This window comes from Metallosphaera cuprina Ar-4 (assembly GCF_000204925.1).
GTDB classification, from domain to species: domain Archaea; phylum Thermoproteota; class Thermoprotei_A; order Sulfolobales; family Sulfolobaceae; genus Metallosphaera; species Metallosphaera cuprina.
Genome location: NC_015435.1, coordinates 1,471,985 through 1,492,711 on the forward strand (window position 1 = coordinate 1,471,985; position 20,727 = coordinate 1,492,711).

22 protein-coding genes are annotated in these 20,727 nt (G+C 42.0%); 7 read left to right on the forward strand and 15 right to left on the reverse strand.

Annotation, left to right across the window (positions count from 1 at the left end):
- Positions 1 to 40: 40 nt before the first annotated feature.
- The 7 genes from MCUP_RS07625 to MCUP_RS07650 all read right to left on the reverse strand — a co-directional run bounded on the left by MCUP_RS07625 (position 41) and on the right by MCUP_RS07650 (position 7,836).
- Positions 41 to 1,576, reverse strand: coding sequence for an APC family permease (locus MCUP_RS07625; RefSeq protein WP_013738223.1), 1,536 nt, complete (start codon positions 1,574 to 1,576; stop codon positions 41 to 43).
- 162 nt (positions 1,577 to 1,738) lie between these two features.
- Positions 1,739 to 3,148: an MFS transporter gene (locus MCUP_RS07630; RefSeq protein WP_013738224.1), complete on the reverse strand. Its 1,410-nt coding sequence runs from the start codon at positions 3,146 to 3,148 to the stop codon at positions 1,739 to 1,741.
- A gap of 171 nt (positions 3,149 to 3,319) precedes the next feature.
- A complete protein-coding gene (locus MCUP_RS10240) occupies positions 3,320 to 3,511 on the reverse strand; it encodes a hypothetical protein (RefSeq protein WP_013738225.1) in 192 nt (63 codons plus the stop codon).
- 111 nt (positions 3,512 to 3,622) lie between these two features.
- Entirely contained in the window at positions 3,623 to 4,969 is a 1,347-nt protein-coding gene (locus tag MCUP_RS07635; protein ID WP_013738226.1) for an ABC transporter permease subunit, read from the reverse strand.
- Entirely contained in the window at positions 4,966 to 5,919 is a 954-nt protein-coding gene (locus MCUP_RS07640) for an ABC transporter ATP-binding protein (RefSeq protein ID WP_013738227.1), read from the reverse strand. The genes MCUP_RS07635 and MCUP_RS07640 overlap by 4 nt, the downstream gene beginning before the upstream one ends.
- A 2-nt stretch (positions 5,920 to 5,921) precedes the next feature.
- Positions 5,922 to 7,346, reverse strand: coding sequence for an extracellular solute-binding protein (locus tag MCUP_RS07645; RefSeq protein ID WP_013738228.1), 1,425 nt, complete (start codon positions 7,344 to 7,346; stop codon positions 5,922 to 5,924).
- Positions 7,347 to 7,464: 118 nt separating this feature from the next.
- On the reverse strand, positions 7,465 to 7,836 hold the full coding sequence (locus MCUP_RS07650) for a hypothetical protein (protein WP_148230922.1): 372 nt from the start codon (positions 7,834 to 7,836) through the stop codon (positions 7,465 to 7,467).
- A 145-nt stretch (positions 7,837 to 7,981) separates the two neighbouring features.
- On the opposite strand from MCUP_RS07650, the gene MCUP_RS07655 reads away from it, so the two are divergent.
- From MCUP_RS07655 to MCUP_RS07665, 3 genes are all read left to right on the forward strand, one after another.
- The gene (locus MCUP_RS07655; RefSeq protein ID WP_148230923.1) at positions 7,982 to 8,209 is read left to right on the forward strand and encodes a hypothetical protein; all 228 of its coding nucleotides are present in this window, start codon (positions 7,982 to 7,984) and stop codon (positions 8,207 to 8,209) included.
- A 299-nt stretch (positions 8,210 to 8,508) separates the two neighbouring features.
- Positions 8,509 to 9,975: a CARDB domain-containing protein gene (locus MCUP_RS07660; RefSeq protein ID WP_013738230.1), complete on the forward strand. Its 1,467-nt coding sequence runs from the start codon at positions 8,509 to 8,511 to the stop codon at positions 9,973 to 9,975.
- A 64-nt stretch (positions 9,976 to 10,039) separates the two neighbouring features.
- On the forward strand, positions 10,040 to 11,227 hold the full coding sequence (locus MCUP_RS07665) for an MFS transporter (protein WP_013738231.1): 1,188 nt from the start codon (positions 10,040 to 10,042) through the stop codon (positions 11,225 to 11,227).
- Positions 11,228 to 11,233: 6 nt separating this feature from the next.
- Here MCUP_RS07665 and MCUP_RS07670 read toward each other — a convergent pair whose 3' ends face one another.
- From MCUP_RS07670 to MCUP_RS07680, 3 genes are all read right to left on the reverse strand, one after another.
- A complete protein-coding gene (locus MCUP_RS07670; protein WP_013738232.1) occupies positions 11,234 to 11,623 on the reverse strand; it encodes a single stranded DNA-binding domain-containing protein in 390 nt (129 codons plus the stop codon).
- A gap of 42 nt (positions 11,624 to 11,665) precedes the next feature.
- Complete coding sequence (locus MCUP_RS07675; protein ID WP_013738233.1) at positions 11,666 to 12,586, reverse strand: lactate/malate dehydrogenase family protein; 921 nt, start codon at positions 12,584 to 12,586, stop codon at positions 11,666 to 11,668.
- A gap of 82 nt (positions 12,587 to 12,668) precedes the next feature.
- Positions 12,669 to 13,145, reverse strand: coding sequence for a DUF4382 domain-containing protein (locus MCUP_RS07680; RefSeq protein ID WP_013738234.1), 477 nt, complete (start codon positions 13,143 to 13,145; stop codon positions 12,669 to 12,671).
- A 178-nt stretch (positions 13,146 to 13,323) separates the two neighbouring features.
- On the opposite strand from MCUP_RS07680, the gene MCUP_RS07685 reads away from it, so the two are divergent.
- From MCUP_RS07685 to MCUP_RS07695, 3 genes are all read left to right on the forward strand, one after another.
- Complete coding sequence (locus tag MCUP_RS07685; RefSeq protein ID WP_013738235.1) at positions 13,324 to 14,070, forward strand: hypothetical protein; 747 nt, start codon at positions 13,324 to 13,326, stop codon at positions 14,068 to 14,070.
- Between the two features lie 119 nt (positions 14,071 to 14,189).
- Positions 14,190 to 14,984: an aldo/keto reductase gene (locus MCUP_RS07690; protein ID WP_013738236.1), complete on the forward strand. Its 795-nt coding sequence runs from the start codon at positions 14,190 to 14,192 to the stop codon at positions 14,982 to 14,984.
- Positions 14,985 to 15,081: 97 nt separating this feature from the next.
- A complete protein-coding gene (locus tag MCUP_RS07695) occupies positions 15,082 to 16,284 on the forward strand; it encodes an NRAMP family divalent metal transporter (protein ID WP_048057600.1) in 1,203 nt (400 codons plus the stop codon).
- On the opposite strand, the gene MCUP_RS07700 is transcribed toward MCUP_RS07695, so the two are convergent.
- Entirely contained in the window at positions 16,281 to 16,610 is a 330-nt protein-coding gene (locus MCUP_RS07700) for a DsrE family protein (RefSeq protein ID WP_013738238.1), read from the reverse strand. The genes MCUP_RS07695 and MCUP_RS07700 overlap by 4 nt on opposite strands.
- Positions 16,611 to 16,715: 105 nt before the next feature.
- On the opposite strand from MCUP_RS07700, the gene MCUP_RS07705 reads away from it, so the two are divergent.
- Positions 16,716 to 17,474 (forward strand): dioxygenase family protein, encoded by a 759-nt coding sequence (locus MCUP_RS07705; protein ID WP_013738239.1) that lies wholly within the window; start codon positions 16,716 to 16,718, stop codon positions 17,472 to 17,474.
- Here the strand turns inward: MCUP_RS07705 and MCUP_RS07710 are convergent.
- The 4 genes from MCUP_RS07710 to MCUP_RS07725 all read right to left on the reverse strand — a co-directional run bounded on the left by MCUP_RS07710 (position 17,467) and on the right by MCUP_RS07725 (position 20,727).
- Positions 17,467 to 18,237 carry a zinc ribbon domain-containing protein gene (locus MCUP_RS07710; protein WP_013738240.1) on the reverse strand — a complete coding sequence of 257 codons (771 nt, stop codon included), beginning with the start codon at positions 18,235 to 18,237 and terminating at the stop codon, positions 17,467 to 17,469. The genes MCUP_RS07705 and MCUP_RS07710 overlap by 8 nt on opposite strands.
- 78 nt (positions 18,238 to 18,315) lie before the next feature.
- Positions 18,316 to 18,834 (reverse strand): hypothetical protein, encoded by a 519-nt coding sequence (locus MCUP_RS07715; RefSeq protein WP_048057601.1) that lies wholly within the window; start codon positions 18,832 to 18,834, stop codon positions 18,316 to 18,318.
- Positions 18,803 to 19,744 (reverse strand): ABC transporter ATP-binding protein, encoded by a 942-nt coding sequence (locus MCUP_RS07720; protein ID WP_013738242.1) that lies wholly within the window; start codon positions 19,742 to 19,744, stop codon positions 18,803 to 18,805. The genes MCUP_RS07715 and MCUP_RS07720 overlap by 32 nt, the downstream gene beginning before the upstream one ends.
- The gene (locus tag MCUP_RS07725; RefSeq protein WP_013738243.1) at positions 19,741 to 20,727 is read right to left on the reverse strand and encodes an ABC transporter ATP-binding protein; all 987 of its coding nucleotides are present in this window, start codon (positions 20,725 to 20,727) and stop codon (positions 19,741 to 19,743) included. Before MCUP_RS07725 ends, MCUP_RS07720 begins: the two co-directional genes overlap by 4 nt.

A 20,727-nucleotide genomic window follows, 5' to 3' on the forward strand; every position in this document is an offset into this window, starting at 1 on the left:
GTGTATATAACATGAAGAAAAAAAGCTTTGATGTAACGCATTATAAGTTCTCTAGTTCCTGTTCCTTGGGGATCTTAACGTCTCTAATTGCCGACTTAACGCCCCATGGGAAGAACAATATTGCCGAAATTAGGGCAACCAAAGTGGTGGCCTGATAGAAGTTAATGATTGATAAGGCACCATCACTTCCTATATATGTCATTATAGTGATAAATAGTATATAAGCGATGTACCATAGCGAATTGAACACGTTCCTAAACCCCTTATAGATAGAGCCAAATAGCGCTACAGCTACGGCTATTATGATAACGGAGTAGGGAACTGACGGCCAGCCACTCCAAAAGGCTATGAGGGAAGCGGAGATGAAAGCTATTATAGATATGACTCTTCCCCCTTTCAATCTGTAAGTGAAGTTTTTCCTTAAAACCGTCATAGCTATAGGATTTACAGCGAAGCCCAGATAACCGGCCACAACAGCGTCACTGATTAAACTATAAATCGTTGGTATGGGCGAGGTTAGGAAAGTTATGATAGCTCCAACTATTCCGAACGCCAGAAGCGCCCAGGCTGGAATAGAGTAAGTTGAGTGCAATTGTTTCATGAGTTTTGATATTATTCCGGTTCTGCCCATAGCGAACAGAACCCTACTTCCAGCTCCTAAATATATGTAGCCAGTGACAAAAGGACCGACTATCGCCACAACTATTGCTAAAATCAAGAGGGCGGAGTTCCCTTTTGCCAGGTCAACAAAGGGATTTCCTGGAAGAGCTGTCGTTATGCCAGTCCAGTTCCCGGGAGTTAAAGAGTGAACCGACCAATTTATTCCTCCTATGAAGGCTACTGCAAAAAGGACATAAATTAAGGTCTGGCCTATTACAGTAAGGATTATAGCAGACGAGAGCTTTCTCTTGTTCTTAGCCTCCTCAGCGTAGTCTGGTATAACTCTAATACCCCCGAAGGCGAACATAGCGAGCGGAATGGCGGAGAACATCCCAGCTAACCCAAAAGGAGCAACTCCCCCGTAACTGACGAAATTCCTAGCTGAGAAAAACACCCCCATAACTCCCAATGCGAGCGCAACGTAAAGAACGAGTTTTATCGATCCGAAAGCGGTGGTTGATCTTCCGAAGGCTCTTACACCAAAATAATTGAAAGGAATGAAGAGAAGTAGCAAAACGACCCCTACGATTCCTCCTAAAACGGTTGGAGTCCCACTACTCGTCAGGAGATTTGGAAAGAAGAACGTAAGTCCCTCAACTACAGCTAGAGCCTCAATCGGAGGTATGAATAGGTACCAGACTAGGTCGGACATAGCGTTGATTAGGTTAGTAAGCATCCCATGGGAGTATAAACTGTATCTAGAAGGTCCTCCAGCCTCTGGTATGTTCATTGAGATTTCACTATACGTTAGACCTACGAATAAGTAAAATATCCCTCCTAGGATCCAGGCTATCACTGTCGCAGGTCCTGCTTCAGCGGCCATACCAGCCGTACTAAATAGAGCACCGGTGCCAACTGCACCAGAGATCCCGAGAACTAACAAGTCAAGATAGCTCAGCTCTTTCTTTAATGGCATGTCTTAATATAAAGAGATATACGTTAAAAATATTTCTCATAAAACCTTGAAAACTGCCTAATATTTCATCGTCCTAAAATAAAGGTTAGCTACTTTTTCTTTTCTAACCTCATAAGTCTTGAACGAATTTTAATAAAATAGTTTAGAATAAAAATAAAAAAATTAATTTCCAGCTTTAGCTTCGTTTACGCTTTCCAGACTAGCTCCTATCGTGTTAGGTAAGACCGCAATAAGTATGATACCCATGATGACCATAGGTATTTGGAAAACTACCCACGTCCCTAGATTTCCTAACAAAGGTATGAAATCGAAGATTATTGCAGTGGAGATTGCAGCTCCTAGATGTGCAACGCCATCAGAGAACGCAAAAGATGTGGCCCTAGCGTAAGTGGGCACATTTTCTGTTCCGTTTAGATAGTTCAGTTGATTAGACCATCCAACACCTATGAAGTTTGTTAGAAGCATGCCCAAAAACGCAACTTGCAGATCCCTAACTATGGCCCCATACACTGCAAAAACTATCCCCAGTACCATCCCAAGGAAGTAGGAGATCGTAACCAGTACAGCTCTTCGTATTCTCTCGATCACAAGCCTCAGTCCGATCGCTCCTAAGAAAGTCGCTACTCCTGCTAAACCGAATAGGAAGGTTATCTGGTTACCTAGGGAGCCTGAGTAGCCTAAGAAGTTAGACGTCCATAATGGATATTCTGTAAGGTAAGGGTACTCTCCGAAATAGAAGAAGAAAATCGAAAGCATTACGGCCAATACCCTCACCCTATAAACAGGGTTCTTGAAGACAGCTAACGGATTAGAATTTTTTATTGAATATTCATGGATTATTGGCTCTGGGAGTTTTTGTGCTTTCGTCTTCTCTAGAGCCTTTCTTTCCATTTCTTGAACTAAATTTTCAGCCTCGTTGATCTTCCCTTTCAAACCTAACATCCTTACCGTCTCAGAGGCGTGAGACCTTATAACTAGCACTATGAAGGCTAGGGTAGCTCCTACAGCAAAAACGATTCTCCATCCTATAGCTGGATTAGCTAGCACTATTTGAGAAGCTAGGAAGGGACCCAGGCCTAGCCCTGCCCATCCCGCAATGTAAACTAGGTTGAAATAGGTCGCTCTCTTTATTGCAGGTACCATTTCAACTAGGTAAACTGGAACTAAGATTAGATCTCCCCCAATTCCCATACCTGTAATGAATCTGAAGATCAAGAAAGTCAAGAAGTTAAAGGATAGTGCGTTCCCTAAACTTCCTACTCCCGTTAGGAGCGCGGTCAAAATTAGAGTTGGCTTCCTCCCTATTCTATCAGCTAAATACCCTAGAATTATGGCTCCAGGAATGTATCCGAAAAGCCCCATAGAGACTACGGTGGGTGCCTCAGAGGCCGTCAGTCCGGTGTAAGGCAGGGAGGTAGGAGAGAAAGCAAGGCCTATATCTATTACATCGTATAGGGCAATGAAGTAGCCGAAGGCTAGAGATAAAATAACGGAAACTGGAAGAACTATCGTAGGCAACCTATCTACTCTAGCCGTCAATTCTGCTATCTTCTTATTTATTTCTCCAGTCATGTTATATCAAACTGAGATACAAAATATTCCTCTATATAAGAGTCTTTTTGGAAAATTTCTCAGATTTATTTATATCGTCTCATTCTTTTTTAAATAGAACTCTAGCTCTTTAATTTTAGTATATAATGTATAAAGTCTTGCCGTAGCGTTTAGTCATCTCACTGCTTATCATCAAACGAACTTTAATCCGCTTCTCTGATCGTACCTTAAGACCCTATCTATTGCTATCATAGTCACTATCATAACCGGAAACGCAGCAACTAACGCAGAGGAAGCCAACAAGCCCCAGTTAAGCGATTCGTTCCCTATAGAGTCCAAAGCGTATACTGTTATAGTGAGTGCACCTTCAGGTGGCAATTTCATGTTGTAGGGCGTGTTGGCGAAAATAAGCGGATAAAACAAAAGATGCCAATTGAAAACGAATGAAAGTAAAAATACGGTAAAAGTTGTCCCCTTTGATAATGGAAACACTAGTCAGGTTAATTTCCTCCTTATCCCGAAAACGGAAGCCGCATCGTCATAGGCCTTAGGGAAGTCCAGGAAGTAGTTAAAGAATATCCAAGTTGCAAAGGTGGCTGTGAAAATTGGGGTGGACAAGATCAGCGCCCACCACGTGTTTATGAGGTTTGCAGATACGAACACTAGGTAAAGCGGTATGACAAAGGACGCGGCAGGTAATGAATAAAGGTAAATGGAAAGGAATAACATCCAGTTGCGCCCTTTCCTACTGGCTTCGTAAGAGGCTGGTAAGGCTAGAAATATAGTTAGAAGAGAGGCCAAGATCCCGACCACTACGCTCGTAATTAGGTAAGGGACAGCCCCTTCTAAAGAAGAGAAAAAGTAATTAAGCGTCGGTGACGTCGGAATTAACACTGGAGGAGCCCTAAAGTCCAGTGAGGAGTCTCTGAAAGCCACCAAGATCATCCAATAAACCGGGAAATCAAGTAAGAAAAGAACAACGGATGAAGAGAGATAAACTAGAACCTTAAACAGTCCGTCTGGTATCCTCAGATTAATTGAAGGTAAGAACTTCTTTCTCCTTGAACGAAATAAAAATATTAAGGCTAGTGCGGGTAGACTAGCCATAACCCCTAGGATGGCAGCTATGACTTCTCCACCTGAAAAGTTTCCTGATAAGAACATCTCTGTGTAAACTAAGAGGGGGAGAGTCGTTGAGGAATATCCAGGACCACCTTGGGTTAAGACGTAAGGTAAATCGAAGTTTCCCATGGCCAGGACAAACTGTAAGAGGAAAGATATCCAGAAGGCCTTCCCTATCATTGGTATTGCTACTTTTCCGTAATACTGAGAAACGGAGAGTCCATCTACTAGAGAAGCTTCCTTAACTTCCTTGGGAATGGCCTTAAGTGATGAAAGTACTACAAGGAAAGAGATGGGTATTGAAGACCACACGCTTACTCCCGTCACAGCCCAAATTGACGTTGAGCTAAGATAGAGAGGATCGAAAGGAACGTGAAATAGGTACGAGAACCAACCAAACTTTCCATAGAGACTAATAGTCCAGATCAACGCTGAGGAAGTAAAGGGAACTGTATAAGGGAGCATGGTGAGGAGCGAAATGAGTCTTGACCCTCTCCTCATCATATCTACAGACAAAGCTAGCAACGTTCCAATTATGGCCGATAGTAAAGCGGTAAAAAACGAAAATATCAAGGTGTTTATAATAACCTCTCTTACGGGTACGATAGAGAAAATCGAGAAGGCGGACTTGAGGTTTACTCCAAGGAGAGCAAAGGCACCCACGAAAGGAACGACACCGAAGGCAAAGATGTAAATCAGGTACGGATAGCTATATCTCATGATTTCCACGGTCCTGAGAATTTCCTAAACCTTAACTTTATCTCTTCTCCAACGTTTAATCTAACCGGATGGAAGGCTCTCACTTCCTCCTCACCTAAGGAGACGTAAACAAGGTACCTGTCACCCCAAAACTCCACGTCAGTGATTCTCCCTCTTAACTCGCCTTGTCCTAACTCCACGTCTTCGGCTCTTACCCCTATCTGACCTTGTATATCGAGTATTCGCCCGTTAATGATTGACATGGGAGGATTACCGAAGAAGGAAGCAACGAATTCATCTTCCACCTTTGAATAAATTTCCTCTGGTGTACCAAGCTGGACTATTTTACCCTTGTTCATTATTGCAACCCTATCAGCGAGAGCCATGGCCTCAACCTGATCATGCGTTACGTAGATTGTAGTAATTTGGTTTTGTCTTTGGATGTCCTTAATCAATTTCCTTGCTGAAACCCTTTGGATTGCATCTAGATTTGAAAGAGGTTCATCCATAAGGAAGACCTTAGGGTTCTTCATTAATGCCCTAGCTAAGGCCACTCTCTGTTGTTGCCCTCCAGAGAGTTCAGAGGGATAGGAGGTTAGATACTCTTGGATACCTAGGAGAGTCGATAAGTGTTTCGCTAGCTTGCTCGCCTCATCTCTCTTCATCTCTCCCTCCACTGGCATAAGTAAGTTTTCTAATACTGATTTGTGAGGATATAGTGCATAATTTTGAAATACCATAGCCACCTTCCTTCTAGATGGAGGTAATTTAGTGACCTCATCGTCGTCTATGAATACGTTCCCTTGCGTAATTTCTTCCAACCCGGCGATCACTCTAAGTAAAGTTGTCTTTCCTGAGCCAGATGGCCCCAAAATTACAAAAAACTCACCCTTTGATATTTCAAGGTTAACGTTGTCTAACGCCTTTATGTTTCTGTATTCCTTGCTAACTGACTTGAGTCTAACGCTCAAGCTTAGGCACCGTAATAGGATTGAGTCGCGCTGTACCACTGTTGGGCAGCTGTCTGGAGCGCCTCTGAAGGGTCACTTATCTGTCCTATTAAATAAGAGTAAACTTGCTGATTGAAATCCGTTATCAACGAAACGTAAGTGGGAGGTATGTTTGGTGGGTTAGCCCAAGCGTTCAATGCAGCGTGATACGTTGCATTCAGCCATTCCCTTTGATACTGTGAGATTGATGAGTTCTGAATTAAAGCCTGGAAAGCTTGGGCGTTTGAGGGGAACTTTCCAAACTTAAGGAAGGCTATCTCTTGAACTTGAGGTGACACTAAGAACTGAAGAAATTCCTCAGCTAACTGAGAGTGTGCCGAATACTTGCTCACTCCTAGGAAATCTGTACCCGTTTCAGCGTAACCGCCAGGTAGAGGAGCCAAGTAGACATCCTTAACTATGGATGAGTTGATATAGGAAAGTTGACTAGTAAATAGGAATGCTCCAGGTGCTTGAGGGAAGAGCTCCGGAAGATTGTCGTAACTCACTTGAAGCTGAGAAGGGTTGGGTTCGTAGTTTACAAGTTGAGCGTAAGTCTGCAGAGCCTGAACGCCTGCGCTCGAGTTAAAGGAAGGAACTGGTAACTTTCCTCCGTTCGGAATAAACCCTGTGAACATTACGTTAAAGCCTGGGATACCTGTGGAGCCGTTAGAAATTGAACTGTCTCTGATATAAAACCATCCGAAAACCGCAGGGAAGGCATCTATTATTCCATGAGATACGTGATCGTCAATAAGAAATCCGTACTGTGTAACGTTATGCGATTTTAGGAACTGGTCGGCCCATATTACCTCAGTCCAATTATTCCACATGTTCGGATTGAAAGGTATGTGATATTGGGACTCGAACTCTTTAGCTAAAGTCTGGTTACTAAAGATTGATTCTCTGTATGCCATAAGGTAAACCGCAGTTTCGTAAACCACACCTATTGTTTCCTCTTGGCCAGTTGAAACGTTGTAAATCACTCCGCCAAAGTATTCCTGCGGCTGTATAACCTCAGAGAGATTCAATCCGTTTAGAGGGGCAAGGTATTGAGACACTCTCTGGGCAGAAGTAGAAGTGAAGCCTATTATATCGTATTGAGAAGAGTGTCCCGTTAGGACGGTAAGCTCTTTGTCTATATAATCGCTGAACGGGAAGGTAATAACTTGAACCGTAACGTTGGGATGCTCTTGATGGAAGAGTTCACCTGCATATTGTATAAATTGGGCAGACTCTCCAGAGAAGGTTACTACAGTGAGTGTAACGTTAGAGGTCGTGGGAGGCACAGTAGTTGTGGAGGTTGTAGAAGGAGAGGTTTTGGATGAAAGCTCAAATAATGCAACCGCAGCGACCACTACAATCACAACTATTATCACGGCTATTATTTTAACAGAGAGACCTTTCATGCGTGAATAATAAACTCCAGAAATATAAACTTAGTATTTTATGTATGATGTTTCGCCTATACGGTTTTAAGAGAGGAAGTAATTTTAAGTAGGGACAACATTAGAAATCCTCCAAAACTCATCTTTTTGTAACGTATACTACAGTAGTTACAATTATTATTATTATATCAAGGATGAAACTTCCTATAACATATTGGTTTATGGCAGGTAACGGGATTCCTAAAACTGGTGCAGGATATATCCTCGATTCTGTAAGTAGGAGATAGTTAGCCCAATTGAGCACTAAGGTAGGGATGTAAAGAGAGGTAACACCAACAATTAGTATAATACCGCCGATAATCATCAATACGGAATCCACAATGAAAAACTCGCCTACGATGGGCAATCTCTTCAGAAGTGAAGTTGACAAAAAGAAGTGAAGTATGGCCCACACTATCATTAAAATACCTCCAACGTATCTCAAAGGTCTATTTAATAGTGTGCTGCTCATAAGTTTCGATTGACTTCACTTTAAAAATACTTTTTCCCAAATTCAGTTATACATCCTAAGTGTCATCCTATGTACATAAACTCGGCTCTAAATTATCAGATTTGGGAAAAACTATTTATAAACTAGTATTAAAATGAACGGTGAGATGAACGGCTTGAGAGGTGCAAAATTAGCTATTATTGCGATTACCTTAGTGGTAATTATTGTAGGAGCTAGCTTTATGGGCGTTGCACTAACTCACGTCCATCAAAGGTCCACTTCAAAAGTTACTCAAACGACGTCCAAAAGCTCAAACAACAGTTCTTACAGTAGTGGTTCTGGTTCCAACGGGTCCGGTTATAACGGATACGGAGGCTCGGGAGGATATTATTGAGCGGCTTCATGAAACTCTGCCCAGAAGTAATTAAAACGTAGAGCTTCATCGAATAAGTGGAATGTATTTGAAGACAGGTTAAAGCACTATTAGGATATATTTTTATCACGATGGTCTAGTATTATAAGATTTTATGTTTGTTTCCTATATTATTTGATATATTAGTTTTTAATAGTCTGGTCTAACCATAAATTAGCTATTGAAATTCTAATCGAATTAAAACAATTAGAGTCCATAGCTAATAGAGTTTATTATTACGTAAAAACTTTAATAGTAGTACCCAAAATCCCTTTGAGACTATGAAACAAAAAGTATGGCTGCTAACTTTTCTCACGCTATTAATTTCCATATCAGCTATTTATCAGCTTAACGTTAATTCCTCACCGAACAACGTAGTCCCTAACAGCTCTTCAAATGACGTATACACGGTAACTTTCAATGAGACTGGCCTTCCGCAGGGTACTCAATGGACGGTAAAGCTTGGAAATCTAACAAATTCTTCCAATACAAATATTATTACATTTAAAATTACAGGTTTATCTTATTTGTATTATAGTATACCTAATGTTAATAACTATATACCAACTCCATATCAGGGATACGTTCTAGTTAACAGATCGCTAACTATCGATGTTAACTTTTCCCTTCCCTATTTGAGTATAAAGGTTAATGAAGAGCTTATTCAACAAAGTACAGGGTCTCAGGTGAGCGAGCTTGAACCAGGTAACACCTATGAGGTAGGTGTGTCCGTTTACAATCAAGGAAATATCAACTCTAACGTTATAGTAAATAATACAATGCTTTTAAATGGTAAGGTAATTTATTCAGAAACGTCCTTTGGAACGTTAGATAGAGGGACTAAGGTTTCCTTCTCCGTTTTGTGGACTCCAAACTCTACAGGAGTCTATACTCTCTTAGTCCACGTCAGCGCTGAGCCGAACTTCAGTGAGACGTTCTCCTATCCTGTGTACGTTGGAGTCTCAAACGCTAAGACCTACAACGTATCTTTTGTGGAAGTCGGATTGCCTCAAGGATCGCCTTGGTCTGTTACTCTTAACGGGGTTACCAAAGAGTCCACATCGAAATACATCGAATTTCAAGAGACCAGCGGTAATTTTACCTATTTAATCAACAATATAACGGGGTTCTTACCAAAAACTCAAGAGGGTACTATAGTCGTTACTAACAGCTCAGTTAACGTTACCATTGTGTTCCTACCTCTGGTGTTTAAACCCGTTACCACAGTGGAAATAAGTTATAATAATTCTCAAGTAACTACACTAAACAGTAACTTAACTTACTCCGTGTTAGTTAATATTAGGAACGAAGGTAATTATTCAGGCTCAGGTTATCTTATATTGACTATAGAGCAAGGATCAACGTCTATCCTTAGCAGAGAGTTCAATTTTACGTTGGCCCCTATGCAACAGGAGAACTTTTCCGCAAAGTTCACTCCTTTGAACTCATCCCAGCTAACCATGAGCGCTGTAACTTATTCTATCACTCAAAAAGGACAGGTCTCTGTTTCAAACATCACTAAGGTCCTTGAAGTCCAACCTCCTCAGCACGTTACCACATCCACGAGCACAACACAGACAAACACTACCAAGACCAACACAAGCGTTACAACAACTAACACAAGCACTTCAGTTACATCTCCTCCAAGCGCCAATTCTAGCTCAAGCTCCGATCTACTGTACGTAGCGATAGTTATTGTAGTAATCATAATTGTAGCAGCGGTAGTTCTACTGAGAAGAAGGTCCTGATTTTTTACATTTGTTTACCTATTTTTTGATTAACTTTTTAAATTACGTTCTTGATTTCTGAGATATGAGATCTAATTACGTCGGAGCCTATTTATCGTGGGTTATGGACTCATATGACTTGGGGGCTGTAGTAATCACTGCAGCAGTTCTTGAGAAGGTATTTTATCCAACGCTAGGATTATTAGGGGCTGTACTTCCCGTAGTCTTTACTATAGTAACAAGGCCATTAGGTGGATTCCTGTTCGGCTTCATTGCGGACATCAGGGGAAGGAAAAAGGCCCTGATAGCTACAGTCTTAGGTTACTCACTCTCTATAGGATTAACAGGCTTGTTACCAACTTACGCTCAAGTCGGAATATTAGCACCTCTGCTATTTTCGCTTCTTAGAATACTCCAAGGAGTTTTCATAGGCGGGGACGTCTCAAGCTCATTCACTTTGGCCATGGAGAGCGTTCCAAGGTGGAGAGGAACGTTTTCCGGAATAATGCAGTCTGGAACTCTGCTAGGGTTTGTACTGGTCGACGTCCTATTCACTACGTTAGCGAGGTCACCTGACTTTATAGTAGAAGGGTGGAGGTATATCTTTTTCATCGGTGTGGTACCAGCAGTCCTAGCACTTCTCATAAGGGTGAAGGTCACTGAACCAAAGATTTACGTAGAGGCCAAGAAGGACTATCCATTGAAGGGTTTAAGTCCGCTCTGGCAAACTATTCTAGTAATGATAGGATTTTGGGTAATGATCTACGCAGGGCCCCAATTTATCCCCACTTACCTTGGCCAAGCTCTTCATCTCTCTCCTCAAACTTACGGGTTTTTAGCCTTAATAATGAACGTTATTGGAATACCTGCTATGATAATTTCTGGTTTCTTATCTGATCTTATAGGAAGGAGGACAATAGGGCTAATTGGCGTTCTGGTGGGCGTAATTACTGCCACATGGTTCTACATGTTTGGATCACCCACATTGAGCTCAATGATGGCTTTCGGTTTTGGTATGAATTTAGCCTCGGCGATCTCTCCGGCCTATTTGGCTGAGAGGTTTAAGACCTTCAGCAGAGCTACAGGTGTCGGTTTCTCATATAACGGAGCCTTCATAGTAGCTGGATTCACTCAACTCTTAATATCCCAACTTTCAGCGTTCACTTCTGTATCTCAATCAGCTAACGTTGTCCTAGGCGTAGGGGCAGCCTTAGCTTTCATAGGTCTTACAATAGGTCCAGAAACCTTAAGAAAATCTGAATTAAGTACGTAAAAAATTTTATCTAAATCTTCTGTAGTTATCCTCTACAACCTTGTTCGAGACGTTATTTTGCGTGTTAGCTTCAAAGGTCCCCTGAGTTTCGATTAGCCTTCCACTTCTTCCCAAGGAAAGTCTCATGGATCCTCTGTGAACGGATACAAACCCATCCTCAATTGTGAAGAACTTCCCTTGAGAAATCTTTGGTATATTAGAGTCCCACACGCTCATGAGTATAGAACCGGTCTCATCTCCCACAAGGACGTCCATGACCTGATGGGATGAACCGTCCTTTCCTATTACGCTCCTCTTCTCTCCTAAACTGACTACCTTTACGGTTACATCTGCCCTACTTCTGGGCTTGAGTTCTCTTACTTTCAACTTTTGTGTACCTATCTTTACAGAAGACATACAAGATATTAAATAAGTGAAAAAGGGAAAAAGATGCTCGATTTAAGCTTTCATTGTTTGCTCCAGTTGCTTTAAGTTATCCTTATAAACTTCGTAGAAGTCTTTCATTGATGCGTTTAGACTCCATCTATCCTTCTCATCTAGGAGAGTTTCGAGAGACGGGCCTATACTTGATCCTACGACGGTAGGAGCGCTTACGTGGATGATCTCTTTCTCATACTCTCTAGGGGTGGCAATGCTCATCACCCTGTTTTCATTTAAGGCAAAAGCCTTGATGATATCAGCAATAATGGTTCCCGGACCCCAGGTAGTTCCTCCTATCACTCTGATTATCTCTCCAGGAATCTTTTTGACGTAATCGGTAACCTCGTCTTTGTTTACATTATATTTATCTACAGGCTGTCCCTTGATCTTCACAGTGCTCCACAATACCACTGCGTCCTCCCCATGTTCCCCTCCAACGAAACCGTCCACTGCGCTAACTGGCAACTTCAACTTCTTTGCAATAAAAGATCTCATCCTCATTGTCTCAACCTGATCCCCAGCACTGATCGTAAACTGTTTAGAGTACTTCATGAAAACCGATGCCATCATATCAACGGGATTTGCAACCATCAGGTAAATAGCTCCTGGGTTCTTGGCAGGTAACTTATTGCCTAGGTCTATCATTATCTTTGCATTATCTACGAAAAGGTCCCTTCTACTCATTCCCGGTTTCCTTGGTTTACCAGCTGAGATTACAATGATGTCCATCCCAGAAACGTCATCTAGAGAGTTAGTTCCTAAAACCTCAAGCTTAATCCCCCTTGTGGCGAAGGCGTGTCTAAGTTCATGTTCGTACTTTTCTGGAAGTTCAGGGATTATATCGTATATCACAGCCTCATCAACCGCACCGCTCACCATTGCCGAATAAGCTATGGTTTGTCCAATTTTTCCTGCGCCTATGAAACCAACTTTGGCCATTTTTGCTCATTATAGATAAGTGGGGAATTTTATAAATCTCAGTGATTCCTCAACGCGTAAAAGCTTCAAATAAACAGCCAATCTAATTTATGGCTTCTGCAGTAACGGAGGGAGAGATTATTAGTGAACCCGAGGAGATTGACACGTGAGGGAAGCTTATTATAATCTGTGCGTTCTCTCCTGGACCCACTATTAAATCCTTGTTTTCCACGAAGTGAATCTTTATCACGTTACTAGGTATCTTAACTGGCAATCCCAATATTGAAGCTGTGGCGTTACTGACATAAATGAAAATTTCATTATATTTGCCTGCAGGAATCCTCTCGGAGGTAAGTAGCGTCAAGTTAGAGCTGAAAACGTACTTGATGGTACTGTTTGTCAAGGTTATCCAAGATCCGTTAACTTGGTGTATCATAATTGAAGTTATTATCAAAGTTACAGTGATGCCTGGCGCGTCCTCAGCTAAAACGGTAACCTGTCCTGTAGTTAGGTACTGGTAACCGAAATAACCTACTATGATAACCAAGATGATTAATATCCCAATTATCCACGATTTCATATTATACAGGAAGATATGGACTAATTAAAGTTAAATCCAATCTAAAAGTTTACTCACACGCTAAGGAAGATAAAGTTAGTGAGTCGCACATCATGAAAAGTGCTCCGTACTCGATTTACACTTCTTAGAGTTTCTCTTACGAAACTTTAAATTTTGACAATTAGATTAGAGAGATATAATGTTACTGGTAGAAATGACTGGTGTTAAAGGTGGAGCTGGTAGATCTACGTTATCATCACTGCTTTCACTCTCTTTGGCATATGATGGTTTTAACGTATCGCTTATAGACTTGGACGACTTAGGGTGGAGCTCTAGATTGCTCGAGGTGAACGATAAGGGACTGATTTGCATCTTTTCCGACAGATCTTCGAGCGGTCTTTGGAAGGAGATAAGAGTAAACAAGGGCAAAATCAGGGTCATAAAGATGTTAGAACCGTGCGGGATGATAGATGATAGGTTAGACTTAGTTTTCAATGACTCTGAGTTAAGAGGGAGACTGACGAAAATTTTAAACGAGGCTGTTAGAGGCTCTCACGTGATTGTAGTTGACTCTAAACTTGCTTTAAACGGTAGGTCAAATAATTTAGCGGAGTTGATTTATGAAGCGATCCCTAGGAACGTGAGCTATAAGAGGATTTACGTAACTGATTTCAACAGGCTCAGCATAGAGGCTACGCTTGAAGTCATGAGGCTTGATCAAAAAGGTGTTGACGGTGTTGTAATAAACATGATACCACCTTTACCTTCCTTTGCGGAGCAAGCTAAATCGTTAGCGACTCGGTTCAAAGGTATAGTTACGATTTTCCCATTTCTAGAATATCTATTTAACGTCTCTACATTACCTATGGACAACGTCCCTGATCAAATTCGAAGGTTGAGTAAGCACCTTCTCGAGCCAACTCCTAGCTTCCTGTTGGTAATCTAAATCGGTCGCATCAAACTAAGGTTGATTATCCTTCTTTAATCCTCTATTTAGATCCAGGAATTTTATCAATTATCGCTATTTAGGAAAACTAATAAGTACAAAGGTTTCACAATGATACTATGAATCTTTGCGATAAAAAGATATCAAAAATTGGGTTCGGTACTTGGAAGATAGGAGGAGGATATTGGTCAGCTGATAAAACAAGAGATAATTACTGGGTAGATCTATTACGTTTCGTATTTGAGAAGGGAATTAACGTTTTTGACACCGCTGAGATGTATGGAGGAGGACACACCGAAGAGTTAGTAGGTCAGGCTCTGAGGGACATAGATAGAGAGGAATATGTAGTAATAACTAAGGTTTGGAACAATCATCTCTCCTTTGACGACGTGATCAAATCTGCTACAGCTAGCTTGAGGAGACTAAACTTGAAGAGCGTAGACCTCTACCTCATTCACTGGCCCTCTCCTAGCGTCCCATTGAGGGAAACGATCAGGGCCATGGAAAAATTGGTTGATGATGGACTAGTAAACTGCATCGGAATAAGTAACTTCGATGTAGAGTTAGTTCAGGAGGCCTTAGAAGCCTCTAGGAAACATGATATTGAGGCCAACGAGATAGAGTACAGCTACCTAAAAAGGGACCCGGAGTCAAGGTTAATTCCCTTCCTAGAAAAGAACGGAATAAAGGTGATAGCATACAGCCCTTTGGGAAGGGGAGAAGTCACGAAAGACAAGAGGCTCCAAGAAATTGCTAAGAATTATAATGCGACACCGATTCAAGTCGCGTTGAACTACGTGTCCAAGAAGGCCATCCCTATTCCCAAAGCTTCAACTAAACCACATGTGGAGGAGCTGGCGAAGGCTCTAACATGGGACTTAAGGGATGAAGACTACTTGGCACTTTCCAGATAGAGGCTTCCTGACTTCCAAAGGTTACGATCATAAGTCTTCGTCCGTATCTTAATCTTTAGGGTAAACTTTTTATATGATAAAGTAATTTTACATTACGATGAGGCGTAAATCTATTACGAGCTGGCGTAATTTGACAAATTACCTAGCGATGTTCGGTCCAGCGTGGTTGGTTATGATGGCGGACATGGACGCCTCAAGTACAATAGGTGCAGCTGAGACTGGGGCAGTCTTGAAGTACTCTCTGGTCTGGTTTCTCCTCCTACTTGCGATCCCACTCTACTTCATTCAGGAGGTTTCAGGAAGGATAGGGATTGCAACCGGGAAGGGATTGGGGGAGATAATTAGGGAAAGGTATTCCACTAAGATTTCAACTTTGATGGCCCTACCTATGGCTCTGACCGATGTGCTAACTTACGCTGTTGAATATGCTGGGGCAGCGGTAGGATTGGCCATTTTTGGAGTGCCTACGATCCTATCCGTCCCTCTAATTTTCGTACTTCATTTACTCATTGTGTTAGGACGTAAGTACGAGCAGGCTGAGAAGGTTTTGTTAATAATCTCACCGCTTTTGTTTATAGGATTCTCATTAGTTTTAGTAGAGAGCGGAATAAAGCCCTACCCAGTTTTCTTCTTCTCACCATCCCCCACCTTCGTCTTTCTTTTGGCGGCCAACGTAGGAGCCGTGGTAATGCCCTTCATGCTATTCTTTCAAACCTCTGCAACCGCAATCAAGTTCTCCATTAAGAAGGAGGTAATGTCTAAGAGGAAGGCGTTAAGCAAGGTGAGAATGGAGACAGCATTGGGAGCTTTCGCCACAGAAATCCTAATGGTTCTCGTCGAGATGTCTATGGCAGGGGCCGATCCCAGCACCGACTTCCTTTCTCCAATGTCCTTATCCCATTCGTTAAGCTCTGTAGCCGGACCTCTGTCACCAGCTTTCTTCAGTATAGGATTGGTAGCGGCGGCCTTCCTAGCTCTAGTTGTGATATCTTTGGGAAGCGCTTGGGGCGTTGCAGAAGCTTTAGGGATTAAAGGTAATAAGGTCAATCTAATATATTTAATTGAAAGTGTTCCGGCAGCCTTGGCCATCTCACTTGTTCCAATGGAAGAGCTAACAAACGCGGTTCTGAATCTTTTAGTCGCATTAGTGTTCGCCTTAATTGGGCCAGGTATAATCCAGGGCATAATCTCACGAGACAAAAAAATAATGGGAGATCTAAAAAATTCTAGAAAAGAATCTATATTATATTGGTCTAGTCTAGCCTTTGTCCTGATCTTCGGAATTTTGGCACTCTTTTAGAAAGTTATAACCTCGTAACCCTGATTTACGTACTTTGACAACGTTTCGCCCATGGGAGTTAGTCTCAGTCCCATCTGCAAGAGCGAGTCCTTTAAACCCATGTTCTCAGCAACTCCTACACACGCTGAGTCAACCACTCCGTCTTTCAGCAACTGCTCAAACATGTTCTTTAGATCTCCTTGAAGAGTGGTCAAACTCTTTTGACTAGGTCCAAAGAAGAGTAGCTTGATATCGTCATATCTCTTGTTTTTAGCCGAATTGTATGCCATCCTTAAGGCTAGACCTAATTTTTCGTCTCCAGACATTATGAGGAAAACTACCTTCATGGCAGGATTGAGTTAGGGCAAATAATTATTATCCTTTTCTATGTAGAGTTTGAGGGAAAAGTGTTATAAGTTTGTAAAGTTACTTTATCTATTAAAGTGTAGTTCATGTTAGGCCTATTCGTATCTCACGGATCCCCAACGATATTAACTGAGAACGTCCCATGGAAGGACCTGATGAGAAAAATCGGAGAGGACGTAAGGAAAGAGATAAAGCCCGATACTATAGTGGTAGTTAGTCCTCACTTCATATCATGGAGTGGAAAACATCTCGTGGAGACCCAAGAGAAGCTCGAGTGTATTCAGGACTACTACGGATTTCCAGACGAACTGTACAAGTTCTGTTACTCCGCTGAGAACGATGTGGAGTTGGCCCAACGAATTATCAATCTCGGAAGGGAATCAGGGGTTGAAATCGAGGGTGACACGTCGTGGGGATTAGATCACGGAGCCTGGATCCCTTTGAGCTTCGTTTTTCCAGGAATTAAGGTAGTTACGGTCTCAATAACTGAAGGTACTCCTGAAGAACACTATAAATTAGGCGAGATAATTTCTAGGGCTTCCGAGGGTAGAAAGGTAATCCTACTTGGTACGGGCTCACCAACTCACAGATTGGATCTATTTTCCCTTAATGTAAAACCTAAGCAGTCTAAATTTGATCAGATCTTAATGGACCTAATAGCAAGGAGAAAATTTAAAGAAATTCTAGAACTCCCAAGGACGAAAGAGTGGGTGGAGGCCCAACCCGAGGGTTTACTTAATCCCCTTTACGTAACCCTAGGATTTTCAAACCCGGAGTCGGCGGAGATATTGGGTTACGACTTACCTTGGGGAGGAGTCAGCATGCTCGCTGTAAAGTTCAAGTGACCTTCCTCTCCATCTCATTTAATATCGTTCTTAGCTCCAAGAAAATTAAGAACTGACCTCCTATCAGGAGGAAACCAAGTTCAGGGAACAGGATAAAGGAAACAAAGCCAACCAACGAAACTATTGAGCCTAACCTTAGACCCTGTCTATTTAGTATCTTGGATAGTCTATACACACCAACCGTTATTCCTATTCCACCTATGAGAAAGAGGAGGAATCCGAGATCAATTAGCGCCACAGCTAAGGGGTTCCTAGAGAGGTCTGATAAGTTCAACTTAGTTACATTAAGTTCAACTACCCCTATTCCTGACAATAGTAGTAAAAAGCCGGGAAGCAAAAGGAAAGATGATATAGATGGGCCCTTGAAGCCCTTTTCTCCAAGTAATCTGAAGCCTAGCGAATAACTTCCTGTTCCTAAACCTAAGAATATTACAGACACGAAACTAAGAACGTTCTGGATAACGAAGTTTATTGAGGGCATCGATAAAATCAGGAAAAACACCCCTATAGTGAGATAGAGCGCTCCGTCCTTTACCCTTAAATACGGTTCCTTACTCGGTTTTTCCTCGTTTTCCACTTTGAAGCTGGACACCCTTAGAGGATATCTACACCTTTCGCAAACTTCCGCGTTTGGTGCGTTCTCGTAACCGCATCTTGGACATTTGGTCGAAACGGTTAAGTTGGAGGAGAGAGGATATCTACACCTTTCGCAAAAGTTAACCTCGTCTGGATTTTCGTAACCGCATCTTGGACATCTTATCATATTCGCATTTCATTCGAGATCGTAATAAATGTTCCCAAGACAATGACCTCTATAAGTCTTAACTCAACTTATCGCAAGCTAAGCCCTCTCCTTTAAGACCCATCCATAATCTCTCATCATTTCCTCTCCATGAATGGATGTCCAATTGTAAAATTTTCTTAACACCATTTTAGTTTTCTTTTCTATTATTTTCTGCAAAATAAACTCTAGTATATTAGACGCAGGCCAGCCCATTATGAAAACCATTGTTAAACTGAGCCAAGGTAGAGGAGGTAGGAAGAACGATAAGACCATGGGGGCAGCGATTATGAAAATCACCAAGCTCAAAGTTCTGTTAGCTTCCTTTCTGTTCGTTTTGAACTTTGGTTCGAAGCGCAGAACTCCCTTTCTTTCCAGTTCTTTAAGTCCGACTATTAGTTTCCATTCTCGAAAAAATAAAATAAAAATTGAGATTGGAATTATTGCACTAAATAAAAGAGGATCTGAAAGCCAAGATATAGTGAAGCCTATTAGCACGAACGCTAAGGAGAAAACCAATTCCCTCAGGGTGGTTAGACCCCTCTCTTCAGTATAAGAAGCAGGAGACGTAGTGGTCACTAGAGACACCAATTAATTGAGGCTCTTTCTCCTTGCACGCAGTCATAGCTAGGGGACATTTAGGGTAATACTTACATCCTTTCCCATTGTAGGGTTCGGATTCCTCTTTGACCTTCACTGAAAACAAGGTAGATCTACCTGAGGGATCTGGGATAGGAACTGCGGTTATTAGGGCTTGAGTATATGGATGAAGGGGCTTCTCCAAAACGCTATCCATTGTTCCATACTCTATCACCTTACCTTGATACATAACGTACACCCTGTCCGCAATGTATCCCAAGGTAGATATGTCGTGAGTTATCATCATGATTCCCATCCCCTTTTCGTTCCTTAACCTCTCGAAGATCTCCAGAACTCCTGCTCTTATAGACATGTCAAGCATAGAGACAGGCTCGTCGGCAACGATGAAGGAAGGATTCAATACGAGTGCTCGTGCGATAGCGACCCTCTGAAGTTGACCCCCAGATAGTTGATTGGGTAAGGAGTTCGCGTAGTCCTCTTCTGGTGTCAATCCCACCTCCTTTAGGGTCCTCAAGACCATCTCTCTCTCCTCTTCCCTAGTGTCAGCAAGACCGTGTACCCTTATGCCCTCTGCGACAATATCGTAAACTTTTAGCCTGATATCTACAGCCTCATATGGGTTCTGGTAAATTATTTGATTCTGTCTCCTAAACTCCTTCTCTTCCTTACCCTTTAGCTTGAACACGTTCTTACCATTCCATAGAACCTCCCCAGAGAGAGGTTTCTGAAGGTTCAATATAGTTCTTCCGAGCGTGGTCTTACCGCTCCCAGATTCTCCAACTATCCCAACTATCTCTTTATCCCTAACCTGGACACTAACGTCGTCGAGGGCCTTTACTACAACGTCTCTTGATTTGAAATACACTTTCAAGCTCTTAGCTTCTATCATTTTTTACTCACCGCGTGGCAGGCCACGTAATGGAATCCCTCAGCTCTAGAAAGCTCCGGCTCCCTTTCGTTACAAATCGGCATAGCTAAGGGACATCTTGGGGCGAACCTACAACCCTTCGGTGGATTCTCCAAATCAGGAGGATAACCTGGAATGGCCACAAGTCTCTTCTTCTTTCTCATTGCGATGTTAGGTATCGCCCTTATAAGAAGTTGGGTATATGGATGTAACGGGTTACTGAACACCTTCTCCACATCCCCGAACTCTACTAATTTCCCTGCGTACATTATCGCTATCGAATCGCTTACGTTAGCCAAGAGGGATAGATCGTGAGTCACAAACATCATGCTGAACTTTCTACTTTCTTGTAGGGATTTCATAAGTTCCAGGATCTTAGCTTGGGTTATGACGTCCAGTGCTGTTGTCGCTTCGTCGGAAACTATCATAGAGGGGTTAAGTAACAAGGACATGGCTATTACTATCCTCTGTCTTTGACCTCCAGAAAGTTCGTACGGAAACATGTCTGCTTTCTCGTGAGGGACTCCCACGTTCTCCAAGGCCTTATAAATCCTTTCCATCGCCTCTGCCTTAGAGACGTCTTCGTGAGTTAATATCGTCTCTAACATCTGATCCTTAACCTTGTAGACTGGGTCTAAAACGTCCATTGATGCTTGAGGTATGTAAGCTATCTCCTTCCAAACTATCTCCTTTCTAAACCTCTTTATATCCATAGAAAGGATGTCTTGCCCTTTGAACTTAATCGATCCGGACATAATGTGAGCGTTCTTTGGTACTACCCTAAATATAGTGGTAACCAATGTAGATTTACCACATCCAGATTCTCCAGCAACGCCAATAACTTTTGACCTGTCAAGGAACAAAGAGACGTCGTCTACAGCCTTTACGTATCCAGTCTTGGTTTTGTAGTAAGTTTTTAATGAATCAACATAAAGTAAATTATCTGTCGACTCTTCGAATATCAA